The organism is Sporosarcina sp. FSL K6-3508, assembly GCF_038615825.1.
Classification (GTDB): domain Bacteria; phylum Bacillota; class Bacilli; order Bacillales_A; family Planococcaceae; genus Sporosarcina; species Sporosarcina newyorkensis.
In genome coordinates this window covers 672294-695317 of sequence record NZ_CP152016.1, presented here as the reverse complement: position 1 = coordinate 695317, position 23024 = coordinate 672294, and the positions used below count along the sequence as shown (strand labels likewise).

At 40.0% G+C, this 23024-nt stretch carries 20 protein-coding genes; 4 read left to right on the top strand and 16 right to left on the bottom strand.

Going from position 1 to position 23024, the window contains the following annotated elements:
* From MKX97_RS03240 to MKX97_RS03200, 9 genes are all read right to left on the bottom strand, one after another.
* Positions 1–1044, bottom strand: a complete 1044-nt coding sequence (locus tag MKX97_RS03240; RefSeq protein WP_078817106.1) for a LacI family DNA-binding transcriptional regulator — start codon at positions 1042–1044, stop codon at positions 1–3.
* A gap of 627 nt (positions 1045–1671) precedes the next feature.
* Positions 1672–2922: a PocR ligand-binding domain-containing protein gene (locus MKX97_RS03235; RefSeq protein ID WP_342536951.1), complete on the bottom strand. Its 1251-nt coding sequence runs from the start codon at positions 2920–2922 to the stop codon at positions 1672–1674.
* 34 nt (positions 2923–2956) lie between these two features.
* The gene (locus MKX97_RS03230) at positions 2957–3715 is read right to left on the bottom strand and encodes a response regulator (protein WP_342537475.1); all 759 of its coding nucleotides are present in this window, start codon (positions 3713–3715) and stop codon (positions 2957–2959) included.
* A gap of 133 nt (positions 3716–3848) precedes the next feature.
* The gene (locus tag MKX97_RS03225; RefSeq protein ID WP_078817103.1) at positions 3849–4244 is read right to left on the bottom strand and encodes a heme-binding protein; all 396 of its coding nucleotides are present in this window, start codon (positions 4242–4244) and stop codon (positions 3849–3851) included.
* Positions 4204–4557, bottom strand: a complete 354-nt coding sequence (locus MKX97_RS03220) for a glycerol dehydratase reactivase beta/small subunit family protein (RefSeq protein WP_342536950.1) — start codon at positions 4555–4557, stop codon at positions 4204–4206. The genes MKX97_RS03225 and MKX97_RS03220 overlap by 41 nt, the downstream gene beginning before the upstream one ends.
* Positions 4554–6392, bottom strand: coding sequence for a diol dehydratase reactivase subunit alpha (locus MKX97_RS03215; protein ID WP_342536949.1), 1839 nt, complete (start codon positions 6390–6392; stop codon positions 4554–4556). Before MKX97_RS03215 ends, MKX97_RS03220 begins: the two co-directional genes overlap by 4 nt.
* 3 nt (positions 6393–6395) lie before the next feature.
* A complete protein-coding gene (locus MKX97_RS03210) occupies positions 6396–6818 on the bottom strand; it encodes a diol dehydratase small subunit (protein WP_078817100.1) in 423 nt (140 codons plus the stop codon).
* On the bottom strand, positions 6815–7378 hold the full coding sequence (locus MKX97_RS03205; protein WP_281422260.1) for a propanediol/glycerol family dehydratase medium subunit: 564 nt from the start codon (positions 7376–7378) through the stop codon (positions 6815–6817). Before MKX97_RS03205 ends, MKX97_RS03210 begins: the two co-directional genes overlap by 4 nt.
* 38 nt (positions 7379–7416) lie before the next feature.
* Positions 7417–9102 carry a propanediol/glycerol family dehydratase large subunit gene (locus tag MKX97_RS03200; RefSeq protein ID WP_342536948.1) on the bottom strand — a complete coding sequence of 562 codons (1686 nt, stop codon included), beginning with the start codon at positions 9100–9102 and terminating at the stop codon, positions 7417–7419.
* Positions 9103–9623: 521 nt separating this feature from the next.
* Here MKX97_RS03200 and MKX97_RS03195 point away from each other — a divergent pair.
* Complete coding sequence (locus tag MKX97_RS03195; RefSeq protein WP_340758273.1) at positions 9624–10232, top strand: protein kinase family protein; 609 nt, start codon at positions 9624–9626, stop codon at positions 10230–10232.
* Between the two features lie 69 nt (positions 10233–10301).
* A complete protein-coding gene (locus MKX97_RS03190) occupies positions 10302–11132 on the top strand; it encodes an EcsC family protein (protein ID WP_342536947.1) in 831 nt (276 codons plus the stop codon).
* A 323-nt stretch (positions 11133–11455) separates the two neighbouring features.
* On the opposite strand, the gene MKX97_RS03185 is transcribed toward MKX97_RS03190, so the two are convergent.
* Positions 11456–12466: an S-layer homology domain-containing protein gene (locus MKX97_RS03185; RefSeq protein ID WP_342536946.1), complete on the bottom strand. Its 1011-nt coding sequence runs from the start codon at positions 12464–12466 to the stop codon at positions 11456–11458.
* Positions 12467–12647: 181 nt separating this feature from the next.
* Here MKX97_RS03185 and MKX97_RS03180 point away from each other — a divergent pair, with 181 nt between their 5' ends.
* Complete coding sequence (locus MKX97_RS03180) at positions 12648–14450, top strand: S8 family serine peptidase (RefSeq protein WP_342536944.1); 1803 nt, start codon at positions 12648–12650, stop codon at positions 14448–14450.
* Positions 14451–15280: 830 nt separating this feature from the next.
* Positions 15281–16405 carry an acyl-CoA dehydrogenase family protein gene (locus tag MKX97_RS03175; protein WP_078817095.1) on the top strand — a complete coding sequence of 375 codons (1125 nt, stop codon included), beginning with the start codon at positions 15281–15283 and terminating at the stop codon, positions 16403–16405.
* 419 nt (positions 16406–16824) lie between these two features.
* Here the strand turns inward: MKX97_RS03175 and dctP are convergent, their stop codons facing one another.
* The 6 genes from dctP to MKX97_RS03145 form a co-directional block, all read right to left on the bottom strand.
* Positions 16825–17826, bottom strand: a complete 1002-nt coding sequence (gene dctP / locus MKX97_RS03170; RefSeq protein WP_340758267.1) for a TRAP transporter substrate-binding protein DctP — start codon at positions 17824–17826, stop codon at positions 16825–16827.
* Positions 17827–17876: 50 nt separating this feature from the next.
* Positions 17877–19193 (bottom strand): TRAP transporter large permease subunit, encoded by a 1317-nt coding sequence (locus MKX97_RS03165; protein ID WP_342536942.1) that lies wholly within the window; start codon positions 19191–19193, stop codon positions 17877–17879.
* Between the two features lie 11 nt (positions 19194–19204).
* The gene (locus MKX97_RS03160) at positions 19205–19702 is read right to left on the bottom strand and encodes a TRAP transporter small permease (protein WP_078817092.1); all 498 of its coding nucleotides are present in this window, start codon (positions 19700–19702) and stop codon (positions 19205–19207) included.
* 155 nt (positions 19703–19857) lie between these two features.
* Positions 19858–20856, bottom strand: coding sequence for a 3-hydroxybutyryl-CoA dehydrogenase (locus MKX97_RS03155; protein WP_342536940.1), 999 nt, complete (start codon positions 20854–20856; stop codon positions 19858–19860).
* Positions 20843–21943, bottom strand: coding sequence for an NAD/NADP octopine/nopaline dehydrogenase family protein (locus MKX97_RS03150; RefSeq protein ID WP_342536939.1), 1101 nt, complete (start codon positions 21941–21943; stop codon positions 20843–20845). The genes MKX97_RS03155 and MKX97_RS03150 overlap by 14 nt, the downstream gene beginning before the upstream one ends.
* Before the next feature lie 22 nt (positions 21944–21965).
* Complete coding sequence (locus MKX97_RS03145; RefSeq protein ID WP_342536938.1) at positions 21966–23015, bottom strand: TRAP transporter substrate-binding protein; 1050 nt, start codon at positions 23013–23015, stop codon at positions 21966–21968.
* Positions 23016–23024 lie beyond the last annotated feature (9 nt).

Genomic DNA, 23024 nt, shown 5'->3' with positions numbered 1-23024 from the left:
TCAGCTCCTTTTATGATTCAGCCGTATATTTCCTAGACGGCAAGATTCTCTAATTTTTAATTCTGGTGACAATAAGTAATTCCGGGGCGAAAAGACTTCATTTGCAAGAATTCGCTCATGTAACAATTGAAATGCCAACTCCCCTAATGCATTCATAGGTCTGGAAACAACAGATAGTTTTGGTTTAGTAAAAGTCGCAATTTCTATATCATCAAAACCTATAAATGCTACCTCTTCTCCAAGCCTCCATTCCAGATCTTGTAACGCTTTTATGCAACCAATAGACATTAAATTGTTTGAAGAGAAAATGGCAGTCGGCCTAACTTCTAATTCATTTAGAGTACGTGTAGCAGAATAACCCCCTTCTTCAGAAAAGCTACCTTGTACGACAAATTGATCATTGAGTGGAATCTCATAATCCGAAAGCGCTTTCAAGTAACCTGCAAAGCGATCTCGTCCCGGTGTCGTGCTATGCGGTCCGCAAATAATAGCAATATCTTGGTGCCCTTGCAGGATTAATTGCTTGGTAGCTTGATAGGCTCCATCAATATTGTCAATTAGAACAGAATCAAAATTATATTCATTGATCCTTCTATCTAGTGCCACAACCGGAATACCTTGTTCTTGTAAAATTTGAAACTGTTTTCCATATTCATCTGCTGTTGTGATGACTACCCCATCGACTCCCCGCTCCACTAAAATATTAATAATCTCACTTTCAACAATCGGTGATTCACTTGTGTTACTCAACATCGTGTAATAGCCTTTTTTTCTAGCTTGCTGTTCAATCCCGGATACAACAAGAGGGAAAAACGGGTTATTAATATCAGGAATTATAATTCCAATCATTTTCGTTTCTTTCTTTTTCATACTTCGGGCAACCGCGTTTCGGACATAGCCCAGCTCCTTGATCGCGTGTACAATCCTTTTTTCTGTTTCTGCCCGTACACCGCCCTGATTATTGATAACTCTAGAAACTGTTGCAATAGACACACTCGCATGCTTTGCCACATCTTGAATAGTTGGTTTTGACTCAGTACGCATAAACAAATACCTCCAAAAACTCTATATGTAAACGTTTAGATTTATTTAAACATTTTTTTATAGATTTCCGATGATTTTTCAACGTTTAGTATATTAAAATGTAAACGTTTAGATTCATTGATTTATATCTTAACATTCATTTAAAATATTCGCAATACTATATTAAATTTAAATAACTTTGAAAAAATCGCCGTAATTATTTTAAAGTTTTCCTATAGGATACTTAATTTTATCTAACAGTTAAGTTTAAGAAAGCCTTATTAAGACTTTATCCCACGGAACCTTTAATAAGTAATTACTAAATTACAATTGCTGATTATCCTAATATTATTGATATAAACATAGAAAAAAGGACACCTTTTCTGATACGATGATTAGTGTCCAAATTAATATCAGTATCCAAGAAAGATGTCTCTATGAAAATAATTGTATTCAATTCCTCACAATCCTCTTACTTAAGAGTTTAAACAGTCTCTTCTCTGACATTTTGAAAATATAAACATCACACAATTTAAGTGGTTGAAAGACATGCATATGCGAGGAGCCCCTAACCGATCGTTCGATAGAGGGCTTTATCCTACTCAACAAGATCTCGAAAAGAGTGGTGAACAACCGGATATTTTTTAGTTATTCAGCTTTCCATAACAGAAAGAAGATAATAAAGCTCACTAACCAGGGCATATGCAACTGAACAAAAGTCCCCACTTGAGAAAGCTGTTCCAGTCTGGCAATCCCCCATTGTGAACCGAAGGCATGTTTGATTCTTTTATCTACATTATTTAAACCGATCCTTGTGGTGTGACCTGTTCCTTTGGATAGTGGAATACTCGTGGAATTTTCTTCGATCCCCACGCCGTCATCTATTACATTGATAACGATTTTTTCTTTCTCTGTGTAAGCTTCTACAATTATTGTTATAGCATCACCAGTGCTTTCAAATCCATGGACAATTGAGTTTTCAACGATTGGCTGCAAAGTAAATATCGGAATTTTATAATCTAACAGATGATCTTCTATGTTTATTACAATCTTAATTTGATCACGGTAGCGTGTTTGTTGGATGGAAAGATAATATTCGAGGTGTTCAATTTCTTCCTTTAGCGGAATAAGCTGATCTATATTGCGCAGGCTGTAACGTAAGATTTTCCCTAATGAATACGTTACATCCTCGGTTTGTTTTGCGTTTTCCATATAGGCTAACCGTGAAATCGTATTCAATGTATTAAAAAGAAAGTGCGGATTAACTTGAGATTGGAGTACTTTTAATTGAGTATCCTTTAGCATTTTCTCCAATTCAGAGCGGTACTGTAACTCTTCCAACAGCTTTATATTATTCAGCGATAATTCTTGTGCTGTTAAATGGGCATCGCCCAACTTCACTATGTAGTTAGCAGTGACAAAGAGTAATTCAGCAATTGACTGGACTCGGCTTTTGTTTTTTCGATCTAATTGATCGAAGAATTTCTGCAGCATCTCTTGATCTAATGGCAAATCCGCCAAGTCCATCTCTATTTTTGGCAATTCCTCTAATTCCTCATCTTCTATAAGAACTTGTCCACAAAGAATCGAACCTAAATATTCGTCGCGCAGTATGATAGGCGCAGCAAAATCCACAAGACCCGTATGGCAACGGTGAATAACCGGTCGTTTGCTCTCTGCTGCCAACTTGCCCACTTTATCGTCAGACAGTATACAACGCTTTTGTCCTTCGCTGCATGACCGAATATATTTACAAAAGGCTGTGAACTGACTCGGCTTGGTCACCGGCTCTCCTTGTGCATCACAAATTAATACTGCCACTCCCATCGCTTCAGCAAATTGCTCTTGCAGTTTTTGCAATTGGTCTATATCGACAAATTCTCGTAAGCTCTTTATCATATATACCACCTTTTTCTGAGTCAGTTCTGACGCGCTATATAATGCTATGAATATATGTCTTTTTCACTCGTTCTTTTTTCAGTAACTGCTCATTTTTCCGATAGTGACTGGGCGGAATTCCTTCTTGTTTTCTAAAAACTCTAGTGAAATAATTAGAGTCAGAAAACCCGCAAAGTCGGCTAATCTCCGTGATCGTATATTGAGAATCAAGCAATAATTCCTTCGACTTCTCAAGACGTGTAGATGTAATATATTCAGTAAGTGGTCTATTCATTTTTTGTTTAAATAAGCGACTCAAATATTGTGGATGCAGATGAACTTGTTGCGATAGATCTTTTAATGTCAGTTTCTCCTCCAAATGACCTTTTATATAGTTGATCAACTGATCAATAATCTGAGTAGATGAAAACTCTATTTCTTGCATGTCTGTACACGCGATAGCTTTTGTTAAAGACCCCACCAACTCCTCTGGACGAACTGGTTTTAATAAATAGTCTTCTACACCGATCTTAATGGTTTGCAATGCATAGTCGAACTCATTAAATGCAGTTAGAAATATGATTTTAATCTCCGGATTCATTTTCTTAATGAGCTTAGCGGCAGTAAGACCATCCATTTTAGGCATCTTGATATCTATTAACATGACATCAATAAGAGTAGTACTTGCAATATCTACGGCCAGTAAACCATTCTTAGCTTCCAAACATTCAATAAAACCAAGATTACTTTTTTTTACAATATCGAGCAAAACTTCTCTTTCAAGGGGTTCATCGTCGACAACTAATAATTTTATCGATCTCTCCTCCTTACTCGAACTATTTAGCTCCTTTCATTATAGACTATATTATGAATTCAGACAATTCAAGAAACCCTCCAGTCTATTTCATGTAAACCAACAGGAGGGTTAAGGAAATATATTAAGTTGATTATACAAGACCAGCTTCTGCAACCTCAGTATCCTCAGCGACTGAACCTCCGCTGACGCCTATGCCTCCGATAATTCGATCACCACTCTTTATAGGAATTCCACCTCCAAACACTACAATCTTTCCATTATTCGTAGTGTTAATTCCAAAAAGTTCTCCGCCAGGCTGTACTGCATCATACAATTGGGAAGTTGGCATTTGTAACGCAACGGCAGTCCATGCTTTATTTTGTGAAATATCAATACTAGCTAATAAGGATTGGTCCATTCGATGACATGCCAATAAATTCCCACCGCCATCTACAATGGTAATCACCATAGGAACCTTAATTTCTTTAGCTTTTTCTTCAGCCTGTTCAATCATTTTTTTTGCTGTCTCTAAATTCAGTTCTGTCATCATACTCCTCCTCAAGAAATAATGGCAGGCCTTTTACTAATCGGGCAGCATTTTGTCCTGCTCTTCTGCCGTTTTGTTTTCTTTCTATTAAATAGGGACGATTAGGTAGTTTTTCATGAAAGATTGATATGGCATGTTCATTTCGGATTAGAATGCTGACTTGCAAAGAAGTAAAGCTGAATCCTTCCTCTGAAATTTGTTTACAGGCATATGGAACTCCTTCTTCCTCAAGCCCTGCACATACCTCTTTGGCAAGCAGTTGATCTACTGATTCCGATAAAAAGACGGGGATACATACTGTGTTGTGTTTCATATCCTATCATTACGCCTTTTCAAAGTAGATAAGACCAGCCCCGTTGCCACCGCATTCCTAGGTCCCTCTGTTCCTCTAATGTTTGCGAAGCCTGCGACAATACCATATTTGGATAACTCATCATTGATCATTTCGGGAATTTCAAAATCCAACGCGGATCCACCTAACATCACTACAAAAGAGATGTGTCTAATATTGTGGGTAGGGAGTACCTGCTCTAGTGCACGAATGGCGTTCGTAACAAATACTTTTCGTTTAGCCTCTCGTCGGATCGTACGAATTTTTTCCAGTGAATGGCGGATCGGCAAAGGAGTGATACCCTTCTCTTCTCGAATAACTACTTTTCCAAATGCTTCAGGTGGATGAGATTCCTCGGAAAACAAGTACGTCCCATCTTCCAATTGCATATGATAGAGACTTTGTAGTTTTCCAAGAGGATATTTCTTTATTTTCTCTGCCAGCTCAAGATCATGAAGCGATAGCTCCGTATTGATCAGCAGCGTCACCATATCTCCAGCTCCTGCCAGGTGAACCGTTTGAATCATTCCATTTTCATCATTCGTCGCTGCATCCGTTGAACCGCCGCCCATGTCCAAGATGACGATTGGCCTTTCCGTTCCTGGCGTTGTCAGCGCTCCGGCTATCGCCATTTCTGCTTCAATTCCACCCACTTCAACTGACACTCCAAGCTCTTCCTCCAATAATGAAGATACGGTTTGAATGGAAGTCTTTTTAGTCTGCACCATTGAAGCGAGTCCCACTCCGCTTTCCATAGTGATTTCACCCGCCAGTGCTCCGCGAATAGAAGAAGGAATCTTTGTATCTACTGCAAGTAAATCTGTAATACGAATTTCATGCATATTTTGATCCGTTACTTCCGCCAGATCTTGGCGCAAACCATTTAACATCGCACCCGCATTCGTTCCCTGTTCACCTTGCACATCGTTCAACACACCTATTTTTTTATAGCATCCCATAATTTCATCTGCACCGTCATTGACGTCAACTTTCACACTCATCCTATTGCCGACCATTGTGACGCTTCCTGATTCAATTTTCCGCTCTGCGATCTGCCCCGCCGGTGTCCGTATCACGACGGCCGAACGATTTCCGACCAATGATTTGGCAACAGGCGCTACTTGTTTCGTTTCATCAGGGGTTAAATCAAATACAGTGGAGAGTCCATAAGGGTTGCTGAGCATCCGAATGACATGTCCAGGAGGCGCCACTTCAATTGCTGCCTTTTTTCCTATCGGCACTTTATCAATCATGGCCACTTCATCTACGATAGGCACTTTCATTTGCAGGCGATTGTGGATTAAAACCCCGTCATCCTTCTGTACGATGACTCCTTTGATCTGGATCCCTTGTCTTTCAAATTTATTAAACTGATAGGCTACCCATTCATAATCGAATTTCTTTGACACTACTACAATATAGGGTTTATTTTCCTCGGCATGTTGCAGCAATTGCTCGATCAAAATGGTTTGACCAATCCCAATTCCTTCTCCCCCAGGCGTATCCGGATTATGACCGATCATAGAAGATTCCGTAATGATCGTTTCACTGATGACGTCCATGGCGAGATCGCCAATAACTGGTACTGCATCATTGATTCGAACTATATTAATCTCAGAAATAGTTCGATTAATTTTTGACATAGCTAGCTGCAGACATGATTTGATTCCTTTAATATTAGTAACCGTTCCTTTAATCCCAGTCGTCGGGACAAGATGCTGAGTTAAAAATACGGCCTCATTTCCGCATACTTCTACAATCGCTACCTCTGTTGATGAATTCCCAATATCTACTCCTGCGATCAGTTGCTTGCTCATTATTTATTCCTCTTCTATACGTAATAAGTTTCGTCGGCTATATACTTCAGCCGCCTCTTCTACTAACTTGGCGTTTTCAAACGCCTGATATTCACGCTTCAATTCATCAGCAATGGCCAGCAATTCTTCATGAGAGGAACGGTTGGGACGAAGAGCACTATAGATTTCGAGAATTCTTTCATCAGAAATCGAAATTAGTTCTGCAGCTCTTCTAAAATTTCTCCCTAATTGGTCTCGCTCTATACTCTCCGATATTTCCGCCTGCATAATTAAAGTTTCGGGGCTGATCCGTAAATCTTTACTCGAGATGTCTCCTTTTAACGCCGCTTCTAAAGTCAAGTCATCATAGGCTTTGTTCGTTAGCGTAAATAATACGTCTGTTCTTTTCTGTCCTAATGGGTAATCTTGTCTTGTCAATCGGCTCATACGGTTTCCTCCTCTGAAATGGTAAAGCTGTAGTCTACATTTACAGCTGGCTTGCCCCTTACAATTTCTTGCGCTTCTTTCAAGTGCAATATTGCTGCAATTGCCTGGTAGCGGGGCCTAGCCATCTGATCGTTTACAACCGGAACAGGATCAACATTCTCTCCCCGTGCATATAAAGCGGCATTTCTACCGATATCACGATAGGTTTCAAGTGTAATCAGCGGTGATTGCGGAAAGAGTTCCAGATTGCTTAATGGATCTAAATCCCGTTGATGAATGATCGTAGTCCCCCTAGACTGAATGCCGATTCCTATTCCTGAGCCACTTAATTTAGCAGCAAGATGCCCAATAAACGCTAAGTCAGCAGTTTCAAAATTACGGATTACACGTGTTACACCGCCTTGTTCTTCAATCCCGGAGATAATTTCACGCAAGACTTCACTATGCTCTACGCTAACAATCGTCTTCGAAAGCGCTTTCCCAAAAGCCGGTGAAACAGCAATGACAACTTCTTTCGGATCCGATCCTTTAGCCGCTCGTGATTGATCATCCATTTGCATTTCAATTGAATATGAATAATTCATCTGATGACACCTCCTCAATACTCACTTGGACTGATTGCTTGGCGAATATTCTTGATTTCTTCCCATCTTTCCTCACTCATTCGATAACCGGTTCCCGGTCCTGTATAGTCATTTTCATTATTAACGGCACTCCGTACAATATTATTCTCATCAATTATTGCGGAAGTGTGTAAATAATCCCCCGCCACGCGTTGCTTAAGCATATTGAAAATTCTTTCTGCCACTTGATGATAGCCTCTATTAGCTAAAGCCAACGCCACATCCAATCCAGTAATCCCTTCTTTCAGTACACTCTCAGCAGCTTTTAAATCTTCCATCACATTTCGTTTCGGCATATCGTCGCTGCTATTCGCATACGTTGCCGCGTCGATCTCCTCTTCAGTGATCGCGGGAAAACCAAGCTCATCAAAAAGGACCTGCATCGTCTTAGCAGCTTGATAGCGGACTTCAATTACTTCGCTCTCTTCAACTGGCCGTAAACCACCGTCCACCATCATATCTCGTTGTATAATTAAAAAATCATCTAAATCGGATGAATCCATATTCGATCCAGCGAACATATTATCACTGTTCGGAACCGCACTATAACCGGAAAAGACAAAGTCCGTGCCAGGCAGCATTTGACATAGCATCTTTGCGCTGCGGCGTATTTCAGAGTGAGAAAAAGTTTGGTCATTTCCTGAGGCTACTTCTAAATCAAACATAGTCGTAGCCAAGTTTTCTGCCAATACTGCGCGAATTCCGCTTGGAACTGCAGCTGGAATCCCAATGCAACTAATCGAACCATTCTGCAGTCCCTGGACACCTGCGCCTTTTGCCATCATGATACAGCGAATTTCCAAGTACAACATCGACTTTCCTTCCGCACCTGCCATTTGTACTTCGGAACCCGTACCTGAAGTGAAACGCATCTTCGATCCCCGTGATGCATATGCAGATGCCAAGAATGACTTTGACCATGGGGTATCGTCTCCATCTTTAAAAACGGACTCTGTTCCGTAAATTGAAATCGTCTCTGCATACGTCGTCAAACCAAGCATCGCCAATCGTAATTCCGTTGCCTCTTCCAATGCATCTTGCGTCAAAATCCCGCCTCTCACAGTTTGGGAACCTACTAAAAGGGCAAGCGCATTAAATGGTGCATACCGCACAACTCCTACCGTCGTTTCCTGTTCATCAAACCCTCTTAACGCAGCTTCTGCCGCATCTGCCGCCATCAAAACAGGATTATCTCGAACATTTGTCACGTGACATTGATTGGAAGGTTTCTTTCTGGCCCGCATTTTTTGAAGCGCCATCATCATCTCTACCACATTTAATTGATTGAGCACCTCTACTATTTTGGCAGGGGTCAAACCTGTTACAATCGCTAATACTTCAGAACGTGACACATTGATATCTACTAATTTCCTTGCGATATCCACACTTTCCATGTTCATCATCTCGTTGGCAGTTGCAACATCAATTGTATAATCCGCAATAAATTGATCTAGCATATCAAAATCTTTACGCAGTTTTCCATCCAACTCGACAATGCGGCCATCCTGTATCTCAATAGACGGCGATGGATCATTCGGACTGGACATCGCAACAAATCCTTGTTCCGGCCACTCATGTACAAATCCATCCTTATTGACAGGCCGATCCTCCAAGACTTGAAAACGCTTGGAACGTCTGACTGCTGTTGGGTTCGGTTTCATGTAAGCACTTCCTTTCTAAATTTTCAATCTATTCAATCGATTATAAGCTATGTATTTATTCATTGCTCTATAGAATCGATACTCGACTTAGGAATATCGATACTTTTTCAAACTGTGGATTAGCATTTTTCGGATGAGACGAAGAATCTATATTAAGTATTTTCTATAGTAACGAATCCAAAATGTTTTTCTCATCCAGTTGGCAGATATAGTTACCATTGCCAGGCTGTTTGCATCAGCCGAGTTTTAATTGTGTATTTATAATCAAAAGCATATCCAATTGACACCCAATCCTTCAGCGTTTATACTGAACATACAAAAAAATATACAACTTCCTTTAAGGGGAGTAGCTATAAAGCAAAGTCGTCAATACGGGAGTTTATTCCCCGGCTTTGTTTACAACACTAGTTGTTTGCGAGACCTTACCGTTTATTTGGTGAGGTCTTTTATTATTTAGAGGCGATATGACCAATAATTGGACATATCGCCTTTTTCATTTTTAATTTATTGGAGGTCAAACTTTGCAAAGCTATCAAGAACTTGCAAAAACAGTCACTATAAACAAGGAAAACCGTTTAATTCACTATGATGATTCGTTAATGCATATTGGAACAGGTAGAAGTGCATTTGTGTTTAGAATAAAATCCACCATGAAGGCAATTAAAGTATATTTCCCTGCCTTTTCTTATATCGCTAAAGAGGAAACCGACATTTATAAAAAGCTTCAAAACATCACGTATTATCCAGCTGTGTATGATTCAGGATCGAATTATATTGTGATGGATTATATAGAAGGCCATACTCTATTTGAGTGCTTGTCTAAAGGAGAAATTATAACGTCCGCCCATATTAAACAAATTGACGATGCACTATCTTTAGCAGCTGCAAGGGGTCTAAATCCATCCGATGTTCATTTGCGCAATATTATTGTCACTATTACTGGTGAGATAAAACTCATTGATGTTGCTCGTTTTAGACAAACAAAGGATTGCCGGCAATGGGATAATTTAAAAAGAGCCTACGTAAATTTTTATTGCAAACGTTTATTTCCAAAGAAGGTTTCTGCTCCATTTCTAAATTTCATTGCTATCCTATATAAAAAAAGGTGCATACCATTTTTTCGGGCATGAATAGATGTGGAATTCAAAAGCATTGAAATGGGTAAATGAGGTAATTCTTAGAAAAAGGAGAAAAGAACGATGAATGATTCTAGAGAATGGTTAACAGAAGAACTTAAAAAAGCACAAAATTGGGAGAACAATCAGAGTGATTTATGGTTTTGGGAAAAGCTAGGGCGTTTGCCGTTTAAAATAATTGATAAATGGACCCCTGATTTTATTCAACGTAAAATCGGTATACTCCTTGACGAACTCGGTCAGTACATACAAACAGGTGGGAGTTATTTAAGCTCAGTTTCTAAAATTTCCTCTTATTATCCGAACCTAGATGTGAGCACTTTAGCAAATGTAGAAAAGCTACCCGTTTCTACAATGGATGTCGCTGTCGAAAAAATTACGGGCAACAGAAAAAAACTTGCAACACTGCAAGGCGCGGGCACTGGCATTGGTGGCGTTTTCACATTGTCGATCGACATTCCACTATTGCTTAGTTTGCAACTAAAAACGTTGCAGGACATTGCAATTTGTTATGGATATGATCCAAATATTAAAGAAGAGCGTTTGTTCGTCGTAAAATGTATGCAATATGTCTCAGCCGACATTGTAGGCAAACAAGCCATCCTAACTCAATTGTCTCAATTTGATTCACCTGATGATGCTTTAAAACGTGAAATTTTATCTGAACTACAGGGCTGGCGTGAAGTGTTTTTTTCCTATCGAGATCAACTTGGTTGGAAAAAGTTTTTCCAAATGATTCCGATTGCAGGTCTCGTGTTTGGCGCCTTCATTAATCGTTCCGCTGTCAACGACATTGCCGAAGCAGGAAAAATGCTTTATCGAAAAAGAAGGATTGTTGAAAGGCTGGATATACTGCATGATTCAAGTGACTCCTTGTTTTCGGATGTTCGGTAGTGTTGAATAAAAACACGTATGAACGTATATGATTAGTGTGTCCACTTTTCTATTGAGGATAAAAGAAAAAAGGGTTATCTAATCTTACTCAAATGCACTCCATTGTAAATGTATATGACTTACTTTCCTACAGTTAATCAGATAGACATTGCACGCAGTTCAAAATGATATTTGAATAGTGTGACTCACAGATACATGTTTTTAGGATTCTGTTGCCTACTCAGTGTTCTATCCACTTTATGACCTTACATTAAATGCAGTCTGCAAAATTGTCTGCTAGAAAAATCCCTGAATCGTTAATCCGATTCAGGGATTTTAATTTCTCATGTAATTGAAATGATTTCCAACTCCCCATCATCCACGAGAGGAGTTGGAGGGGCTACCCACACTGCAATGACCAAATCAGGTACCTTTTCTCCGGCTACATTTATGACGCTGTATGTGATGGTATACATCCCGCTTTTAGTCGTATCAATTGCGGTTTGCGTATTCCCTGCAGCATCTTTAATCACAAATTGTACAGCAAACGATTTACCCGAGTCATCTATCGCTTTCACTTCCGGGAATGTAAAATCTGCTCCATGATCTAATCGGATTGTTTTCATTCCGTTATAGTTCCATTTGGGCGTCTGAACCGGTGGTTGTTGAGCACCACTTTTTTGAACTGGCACTGGAACAGTGGATACTTTATATAGAAATGAAGCGAATTGGCCACGGGTTGTCGTATTTTTCGGATTAAATACAGATACTGCCGGATTGGTTATGTCGAAAAAGTCCAGAACGTCAATGAATGGCCGGGCTTCCGATTTTGCTAGTTCTTGGTCCCCCACGTCTTTTATGAAAGGCTGACTTTCTACATAAATCAAGAGATCTGTGCTGTGGATGGCATCATATGCGCGTATGAGGACGATAGCCATGTTTTCACGGGTAATATCCCCTGTCGGATTAAGTTTTCCGTCGGCTTGACCATTGAAAACTCCATGGTCCTTCACTAATGCTGCATATTTCAGTAGTTCTTCATTCGATGCAGAAGTTAAATCAGAAAAGCGTCGCTTCGTTTGATAATCAGCCGGGATTTTGAATCCAAGGGAGACGAGCCATTTGCCCATCAGTTTAACCACATCGGAGCGTGTCAACGTTTTGTTGGGTTTATACGTTCCATCAGCATACCCTGAGATGATCCCTTTTTGAACGAGCGCGTTAATTGAGCTCTCGTGTGAACTTCCTTTAATATCGGAGAATCCTTCCGCACTTGCCGTTATCGGTGCGAGGATCGGAATAGTTAATGCGGCAGAAGCGGCGAGCGCGGTGAATCTTTGATAACGTTTGGACATGCAATCGTTTCCTCCTAATAAGCCAAATAGACTATTATCTGTTATTATACTAACCTTCCACAGAATGTGCTAGTCATTTGGATTCTATAACTACTTTACTTCTGAGTAATATAGAGAGACAATTACTCTATGTTCATAGTAAAATAGTAGCCTAAATAATTATTAAAAGGAGACGCATCAGGTGGAAAAACGATACCTTTCTTTACGATATATGTTGTCTTATCTCATGGTGGCTTTTCTGGTCTTTATTTCTAGCGCTACCTACTCATTTGCAGAAACGATTGATACTTCTTCTAATGAATTGCTTGTGAAATACGCAGAGTTACCGCAGTCCATTGCGGCCCCCATTCCACTTCCTAATACAGCTGAACAAGTGGAAACAGTAACGTCCTCTGTTGAACTTCTTTCATTTCCTAATGAAATGGATTTAATGCAAGCGGCCGAGCAACTAGAGGAAAATCCATTCATTGTAGCAGTTGAACCAAACCACGAGCGAAGTGTCTCGGTCACCAATGATGTCTTTTATACTAATCAATGGTGGTTGCCGCATGTACAAGCCGAGCAGCTATGGCCGTTAGCCGCCAAACAGAAAAAGCAGGCAGTCGTAGCGGTCATTGATTCAGGAATTGACACGACTCATGAGGATTTAGTCGGACGAATTGCGCCGGGTGGCTTCAACTTTATCGATCAAACACAAAATATTCAAGATGTGAATGGCCATGGAACGAGCGTAGCAGGTATCATTGCTGCCAACAGTAACAATCGAAAAGGCATTGCCGGTGTGATGGGGAGTTATGGTGTTTCCATTCTTCCATTAAAGACCGTGCATGATGACGGCAAATCAACGGTAGCGGATAACCTAAAAGCGATCGATTATGCCCTTCAACAAGGCGTCGATGTCATCAATATTAGCCAAGGGGGCACGTCACCTTCAACTATTGAACAAGATGCTATCCGCCGGGCAGTGAGGGTAGGTATCCCGATCGTCGCTTCTGCAGGGAATGATGCGTTAAAGGGCAACCCCACTATGTATCCAGCTGCGTATGATGAAGTAATTTCCGTTGGCTCCGTGAACCAACGGAATAGCCGATCCGATTTCTCAAATTATAATAACCAAGTCGATATCGTGGCACCTGGCGAACAAATTTATACGACCGGGATTTCCAATCACTATGTCATAGCGAACGGAACATCCTTTTCTGCTCCGATTGTCGCCGGAACGGTCGCCATGATGAAAGCTATCGTGCCAGAACTGTCGGTGAAGGAAATTACAGACGTCTTAACAAAAACCGCCAAAGATTTAGGTCCAGCTGGAAAAGATGCCGAATATGGTTTCGGTTTATTAAACAACAAGCAAGTAAAGGCAGAACTCGAACAGTTATTGATTCAGAAACAAACCGTGCCGGTCACAGGAATTTCATTGAACCAGACAATGATACAACTACTTATGGGAGAAGATGGAGAGATGGGAGAGCAAACAGCATTGACAGCGACCATCACACCATCAAATGCAACCGATCAGAACGTAGTATGGACCTCTTCCCGACCAACAGTTGCTAGCGTCAGCCAATCAGGGATGGTGACCGCAGTCTCAAAAGGAGAAGCTGTCATCACTGCTGAAACAGTCGATGGCATGTATAAAGCGACAGCTAAAGTCATCGTGGTCGCGCCAAAACCATTTGTAGGCACATTTGCGGATCTAACCGTAAACACTTCAAAACAATTTATTGTAAAGTTCAATAAACCGTTAGCCGAGGGCATGAATTATAAAAAGTACATTCAGATTTCAAAAAGGGCGGATGGTCAACAGCCGATTACAACCTTTAACGTTACATTCAATCCCGCGGTTCCTGACCAGTTAATAATTGCACCGCAAAGTCGATGGGAACTGGGAACCTACTACCTGATCATTCGACAAGGGGTCCTAGCAAAGGAAGGAAAGTTACTGACTGAAAACGTAAATATGCGGTTTATAGTACGGTAGGAAATGAGGAAGTAGAAAACGGCCGACCAGCCCGAGGGATGGTCAGCCGTTTTTTCGTTTATGATTTTATTGTTTTACCGGTATCTGCAATCAAGAACGCCTACTTCAGCAGTTCCTTCGAAGTAGAAGCCAACGCTTTCAGGTACTTCGCGGTAGTTTGGTTAGTATCCTAGTATACAATATTTTCCCAATCACTGTATGCACTTTTATTAATCCCAGCAGTAGTCTGTCAGTTCTTCGAACATGACATCGGGTGGAATGCCTTAAGCTTTTTCACACGGATCAACATCCGATATGCCTTTTGATCTGTCGATTGCATGGATCTTTAGCGTTCTCCAGACAGGCGGGTATTTTTTCTTCATGTTCCTCCCATACAACCGCTGCGTTGGTAAAGCGCAATTTGACTCGTTTCAATAAGTAACAACTTAATCGATTCCTTATCATACTAAAATTTATAGGGGGACTTACGGGTTAAGGCAACAAGTTATTATTCGACTTTGTACTGTGCAGCTGTATCTGGTTTTCGTAGCCCAAAGGTTCTCTTAGTAGACGAATCATACGGAATATTCATCTTATTCAGACCTAATGCATCGTAGTTTAAATATTGCAAATGTTCTATTATAAAAATAGCTGCACTACTTAGCGATAAAGTTTCAATTAGATTGAGAATACAGGCTGTAATAGAATGCGTTTCCAAGGGCTACTTATTCTTTTTTAGGCTTAAGGGCTAGTCAACTATTCTTGTTTCGGATTGATAGGTGATCGTCTTTTTCAATTAAAGAGAACCAAATACTATTACATGAATACTAAGTTTCAGGGAGGAATAAATTATGACTATACAAATAAAAAATCAAAACAAGCTCGATCATGTATTGAGAGAAATTCGTTCCCGGCGTGAAGAATTTGAAGAGAAGCGGCACGTACCAAAGGACATGATAGCGCAACTGAAGGAATTGGGTATCTATCGCGCCCATGCGCCGCAGTGTTTTGGAGGAGATGCCCGTTCGCCCATGGAATTCTTGCAGTTAATCGAGAATATATCCGAAGCGGATGGATCGGCTGGATGGGTCGCGAGCTTCGGCTCTGCTGCAATCTACCTAGCGGCTTTACCTCGTGAAACACTCGCTGAACTGTATGCAGAGGATCCGGATGTGGTCTTCGCAGGCGGGCTGTTTCCAGTTCAACCCGCAGAGAGAGTGAATGGCGGCTGGCTTGTTAACGGTCTTTGGAAGTTTGCAAGCGGATGTAAGGGAGCCGATCTTCTCGGCGTTGGTATTGGTACAGGGGAAGGCGGCAAGCCACTGACTGCTGTGTTAAGACCTGAAGACGTTGAAATTATCGAGAACTGGGAAGTAATTGGGATGCGTGGAACGGGCAGCCATGACTTGCGTGTGACAAACGTCTTCGTACCTGACGAACGTATTTTTGTCCGTGGCGGTGACTCTTCTATTCAAGAGCCGATTTTCCAATACCCATCCATCGCTTATGCAGCGCAAGTACTAGCGGTGGTAAATCTCGGAGTAGCCCGTGCTGCGCTAGATGAAATTATTAAGATGGCCGGACGCACAAGTATAACAGGTGCACCTAGAATGGCCGATCGAGCTTACCTGCGCATCTCTGTAGCAAAGGCAGAAGCTACACTAAGGTCAGCGCGAGCCTTCTTCTACGAGACTACTGAATCCGCTTGGAAATCGATCCTGAAAGGTGATGGTGTCTCGGATGAACAAACGAGCATGCTACGTCTGTCTGCTGCTCAAGCTGCCCGTGAAGGTGCTAGCGCCGTGCAATCAGCCTATCTCCTTGCCGGTACTTCAGCTATTTACGACGGACACCCGCTACAGCGATATCTGCGTGATGCAATGGTCGTGACCCAGCACGCGTTCCTGAACGAGAGCATGTTTGAGGGTGCTGGATCAGTACAATTGGGTGTACCGCCAATGAAAGGTTTTATTTAAAAACGGTCAATCAGTGAAGAACGCCCGTGTCAGAAAAAATTGTGTATGATGAAACATTCACCGCTGTTTCAATAAACAAGAACGTAAAACGTTTTAGCCCCATAAAACTAAATTATTAAAAACATACTGTAAAGGCGTCATTGCGCAGCGGAAAGTTCTTATGTCTTCCCTTCTCTCCGCTCCGGAAAGACGCCTCTTTTATTTATTTTAATACCTCAGTAAATGCCAGCCAACTCCACTTGATTGAAATAAAAATAACCGCCTCTCTGATTTGAGAAATCCTCTCAGATAGCTGTCTGTCGTACTTCAATAAAAACCAGACTTTCCTTACAGTACTGTATACTTTTTTTAAGCACATAAAAAACGAGATTCATTTACAGAATCTCGTTTCTTGAGTTACAGTTGCACAATCTTAGGCGTTAGTCATTCTTAAGGGTTAAATCTCTAAGTTCATCAACTAATTCGGGTACTTTACTTTCAAGGTATTCCCATTCTGTATTATAAGCTAAATCTAAAAACTTTTTTTCCTCTTCTTCCGGAAGTTTAAAAAGTTCTACTCCCGCATTTTTCAACTCTTCAATCTCCTTTTTATCCAACTCATCGTAGTATGCAACCATCTTTCTTTCATAATCAGCGGTAGCGGCTAGAATTGCTTCTTGGTCTTCAGCAGAAATTTCTTTCCATTTATCATCATTCATTAGTATCGTACAATTTTGTGTCCAGAACGGATGATCCAACACATACTTAGAAGAATCTGTCCAACCATCTTGTCTAGGCCCATTAAAGCCGCCATATACAAAACCTTTTACAACACCTGTCTGCAAAGACGTATATACCTCGGAAGGATCGATCATCGCAGATGAGATTCCAAGCTTTTCGAAAAAACGTGTATAATTTGGAGCAGATCGGATTGGCATCTTTTCCAAATCATCAACACTATCAATAGAATCGTTTAACCATAATCTTGGAGACCCAGTCAGCCAGCGCCCTAAATACCTGACATTCATCTCTTCATGACGTTCCGCCATTAGATCATAGAAACCATTTTCTCGTTCTTCCCATGGTTCAATTTGGGAAAGGGCTATACTAAGTGTTTCAGGTGCAAGTGTTTGGTATTGTCCAATATAAGTAAAATTAATATCCATCACACCAGAATTCATAGCTTCGAATTGCTCCCCTATAGGGATCACATCGGCACCGCCTCGCCAATTCACCTTAACCCTTCCCTCTGTCACCTCTTCAACATCTTTATTCCAATCATGCAGCGTTGCTGTTAATGGATGATCTTTTGGCAAGAAGCTAACTGCATTTAATGTTATTCCTTTTGCGCTACTTACTTCTCCATCCTGTGAACATGCAACTAATAAAAGAATCATTAAAACAATTGCCATTACTTTAAATGTCTTTATACTATTTCTCATTCATTTTCCCCCTTAAATTCTTTTAGTATTACGATTTTTTAGTTCTGTATCTACTTAACAAAACTAGGTAACCACAATGTCAGTGATGGAAATATAATCATTAAGGCCATTACTAGTAAATTTAATAGGATAAATGGAATGACTGCCAGATAAATTTCCTTCATAGATATCGTTCCCTTTGGTATTACTGCCTTCATAGCGAAAAGATCCATCCCAAACGGCGGCGTGATTGTGGCAATTTGCATATTTAGAAGCATAATCGCTCCAAACCACAGAGGATCGAAACCCAAAGACTTAGCTATAGGCATTAATACTGGAAGTGTCATCATCATTATTGATAAAGGTTCCATAAAGCAACCTAATAGAAGTAAGACCATTTGAATCAATATCAAGATCATGATGGGGTGGATTTCTATGTTGCCTACAAGTTGCACAAGACCTCCTGTAACTCCCGTGTAACTCAATATTTGACCAAAAGTTGTTGAACCGATAATAATCATAAATATCATGACACTGGATCTTAGCGTCCCAGTTAAGGAATCCCAAAATTTCTCCCAAGTTAAACCTCCATAAAACATGGAAAGCACTATAGTACCGAGTGCGCCTAAAACAGCACTCTGAGTTGGGGTTGCATACCCGAGTATAATTAGACCTAATAGAAGAAATACAATAATTCCAAGCGGCAAAATATACTTGATCGTCCCGATTAACTTTTCACTAATTGATACTTTCTCAACATCATAACTCGGTGCTAATTCAGGTTGTAAATAACATCTTATTATAATATACAAAATGAAAATGAATGCCAGAAGAATTCCAGGTATAACAATCGAAAACAAAAAATGCCCCACTGGGATTGATGCAAGCGAAGCAAGCAAGATTCCTAACGCTGTAGGTGGTATCATTGTGGCTAAACCCGCGCTACCAAGGATTGGACCAACTGTCATGGCGGGACTGTAATCCTTTTTTTGCATATCAGGAACTAGCAAGGAACCTAACAATGCTGTACTTGCAACACTAGAACCGCTTAATACTGAAAATAACGTTCCACTGCCCACGGCCACTATGCTCAATCTACCGGGCAAATTCCCAAACCACTTACCCACTGCATCCAATACTTTGAAACCTAGTCCTGTTCGGAACATAATCTCACCCATCAATATAAACATGGGAATAGGCAGCAAGGAAAACTTTGAAACTGAGGAGAATATGTTTAGGACTAATTGATTTAATCCCGCTTCGCCATTCCATAATACAATTACACCAACAATATTAATTGCAAGAAATGAGAATGCTATTGGTAAACCTATCATAAATAGAATGAACATACTTCCGAAAACAATAGCTAATGCAACCCACCATTCCATCTCATTTCCTCCTAGGTTTCTATTTCAGATTTTTTTACTAACGCAAACAGATTTCTAATAAATTGTATAAAAACAAATATAAAACTTATAGGAATTATTAAGATCAGTAAGTAGCGAGGAATTTCTAAAATAGTCTCAGTCTTTATTCCTCTCTCATATAAATTTAATACAGCTATAAATCCATACACTGTAATTACCAAAGATATTACAGCTCCTAAGCAGGTATTCAGTATTTCTAACCTTCTTCTGTTTCTTTTACTCATTCTATTTATTAATAAATCTAATTTAATATGACCATCTTCCTTTAATAACCACGCCACACCTAAAAACGTTAACATTACAAGTAGATATTCTGAAACTTCCATTATCCAAGAGAAGGAGTAATTAAAAAACTTCAATGCAACGATATCCGTAATTATGAGTAAACTAATTATAATGATTACAATACGTCCCATTACAGCCAAGAAGTTTATTATCAAATCAAAAAACTTGTCTATTTTGGTAAACATGCCGTTCCTCCTCTCTCACAAAACAATCAATTAATGTAAGTTAAAGCTATATATTCTGACAAATTACAACTGACTAGGTTATATTGAGATAACCTAGTCAGTTGTAAAAAATGTAATACTTTTAATTAACTTCTTTTAAGCTTCCACTACGCAACTTAACGTACACGATCTTTCTCTTGAACTGTTAGAAATCCTAAATGCTGCAGCAAGTCAACAAACTTTGTTAAAGTCTGAAGTTGGTAGTTGTCGATATCCTTGCCATCGAATTCATAAAATCCTTTTTTTACTTTCATTCCGATCTCACCATTTTTCATTTTCTCTTCAATAATCATAGGCGGTGCAAATCGAACGCTTTGTAGTTCACTCTTCAGATAATTACTTGCGTGAAAAAGAGTGTCGGCTCCTCCCCAATCAATGAACTCTAAAAGTCCCATGACAGCAAACCTAATTCCAAATCCATTTCTGATAGCTTTATCCACGTCATTAGCAGAGGCTACTCCGTCTTCAATTAGTCGGGCCGCTTCATTCATTGCCAAAGCTTGAATCCTAGGAACGATAAATCCAGGAGAAGGTGCACACCTTACTGGTGTTTTCCCTATACTTTCAAGCAACGTAAACATCTTTTGTATAGCCTGTTCACTGGTGTTACTTCCCGCACTTACTTCTACGAGCGGGATTAAATGCGCAGGATTCAGCCAATGGGTATTCATAAATCTTTCGTTATTTGTCACAAATTCTGCTAAATCATCAACTAAGAATGTAGAAGTTGTGGAAGCTATAGGCGTTTTCTTTGGAATTTTAGAACAAAATCTTTGGAAAACCTCTTGTTTAATCTCTTTGACTTCTGGAACTGCTTCAAAAAAAATATCAATCTTTTCCCATTCAAGTGTCTCATCATCGTCTCGACAAATCTTCACACGATCTAATACCCGGTTCACAGATTCTTGTGGGACAACATTTCCATATACTAGAATATTTAATTGATTTTTAATTTCTTCGAAGGATTGAATATAAAGTTGTTCAAATTCATTCTTTTCTCTTTTCTTAATATCCATTAAATATACTTCATATCCTTGGTAGGCGAACGTCAATGCAATTCCTCTTCCCATTCGTCCGGCACCTGCAATAGCAACAATTCCATCATTTAACTTCATATTGCATTAATCCCTTTTGAAGAATATTTTTAAGTTCTTCTGATGTTTTAGTGGATAGCCTAAGGTTTTCAAGTGTCCTCCCTTGTCCCCTGAGATCTTCTTCAACTACACTTGATGCGATTGCAAGGAGTCCGGTAGCAGTTGGCACCGAGATACCTAACCAGTCCCCAATAGAGACTAGAAAAGCTAGTCCGCATTCAATGTCTTCTCTCATATAACGATGTGTTTTTAAATCTAAAGTTTCGAACCAATCTTCACCATCCACTAGCTTTTCATGTGCACCATTCCCGTACATCCATTCATCTCCATCGAGATTGTAATGATCATCTAGAGGAAAATGAGGTGCCTTATAACCTAGTGCTTCACGGATCATAATTCTCTCTTCATCCAATGCTTTATGGACATTCCTAACAGATTTTTGAGTACCTTCATTGTGTATGTCCCATTTATCAAAATGTTCTATCGGACCAGCATTCATTAATATAAGTGGCGGGTGAATAATTGGACCCGCGTTCATTAAGGCGCCACTTAGTGCATCTTCAACTAGCTCTACGGAAGGGAATGCCTCTTTCAAAATATCAAACCCATATTGGGATTCGTCACTTGGAAAGAATCCTGTTGGCAGCCGAGTAGCCCTTCCTGAAATTGATACTGTATGCTCATCATATTTCCTTGCTAAATATGGAAGAGTTCCTGTTTCCGCAAACACTACGTTTGCTTTACATCCTTTTTTCTGGAGTATGTCCGCCATAATATAACTTCCAAATGTACCCGGCGGTAAAAATAGGACTTGACCATCTTCCAACACAGGTGTAAGTTGTTCCGCTATGGCTTCTTGTGTAACAGCTGGTAATGGAATAACTATCAACTTTACACCTTGAACTGCTGCACTTAAATCATTTGTTGCTAGTTTTATAGGGACTGAGCGTTTTCCTGTGGCATCTATCACATCAATAGATTGACTTTCCAATACGTCCTGAAACGCTTCTTTATCCCGCCTCCATAATCTAACTTTATGTCCCTTTTCAGTTAAATCTACCGCCGCAGCATAACAACCATTTCCCCCGCCAATCACCGCTATTTCCATCAGTATATTCCCCCTCGTATATTTAGTTAGAATACTCATCAATAAGTTCGTATAATCTCTCATGGTATACAGATCCAGGCAACCCTTTATCGTCAGCACTTTGAACTGCTTTTTCTTGTATTTCTCTTAAAAGATCATCCCATTTACTGCTTTCCTCATCAGTCAATGGGATAACCTTCAGTTCTTGCTCCTCTTGGCTCCATTTCATTGAATCCTCAACATGCTTATCTAAATATTTACCTGCAAACTGTCCCATTTCACTATTTAGTTCATCTATTACTTCTTGAACATCCTTAGGAAGTGACTCCCAAGTATCTTTGTTCATTACGGATACGAAACTTGTAATAGCAAATGGATAATCTGTCACAAACTTTACTGTCTCGGCAAGTTTGAAGTCCTTTAAAACTTCACGCGAAGAAACATTTCCTTCTATTACACCTGTTTGCAGTGCCTCAGGTACTTCAGCTTGCGACATTCCAACTGGAGCTGCACCAAGCCTCTCCATAACAGGTGTTAATCCTCCTGATATCCGTAATTGTTTCCCAGTCATTTCTTTTAGATTTGAAATGGGTACTCTACTCTGAATATAAGATGGTTCTGTGGCAAAAGCGGTGATAACTTTAAAGTCTTTTAATGCTTCTGGTGGATACTCTTGGATTAGACTATTTACAACTCGACTTGCAACTTCCGAGTTAGGATAGCCCGATGGAAGGTCTGATATTTCAAGCAAAGGGAAACGCCCAGGTTCATACGTAGTGGCAGTTAGGCCAATATCGGCAGTGCCATTTGCTACTCCGTCAAACATATTGTTCGCTTCCAGTAAAGTGGCACCGTAAAACATGTCAATTTTAACTTTCCCATCAGTCCTGGATTCTAATTCTTTCGCCCACTCTTTCATTTGAATTGCGGGAAAAGTAGAGTCAGGTGCAAAAAATGCGTACGATAACTTAATCGGTTTATCAGCTGCTTTCGCAGACTTGGATTCTACATCTTCCGTTCCACAACCGGCTAACACAAAAAATAAGAAAGTGAATAGAAAAAATACTATTGAACGATTTTTCTTATCCCCCACAACTTCTCC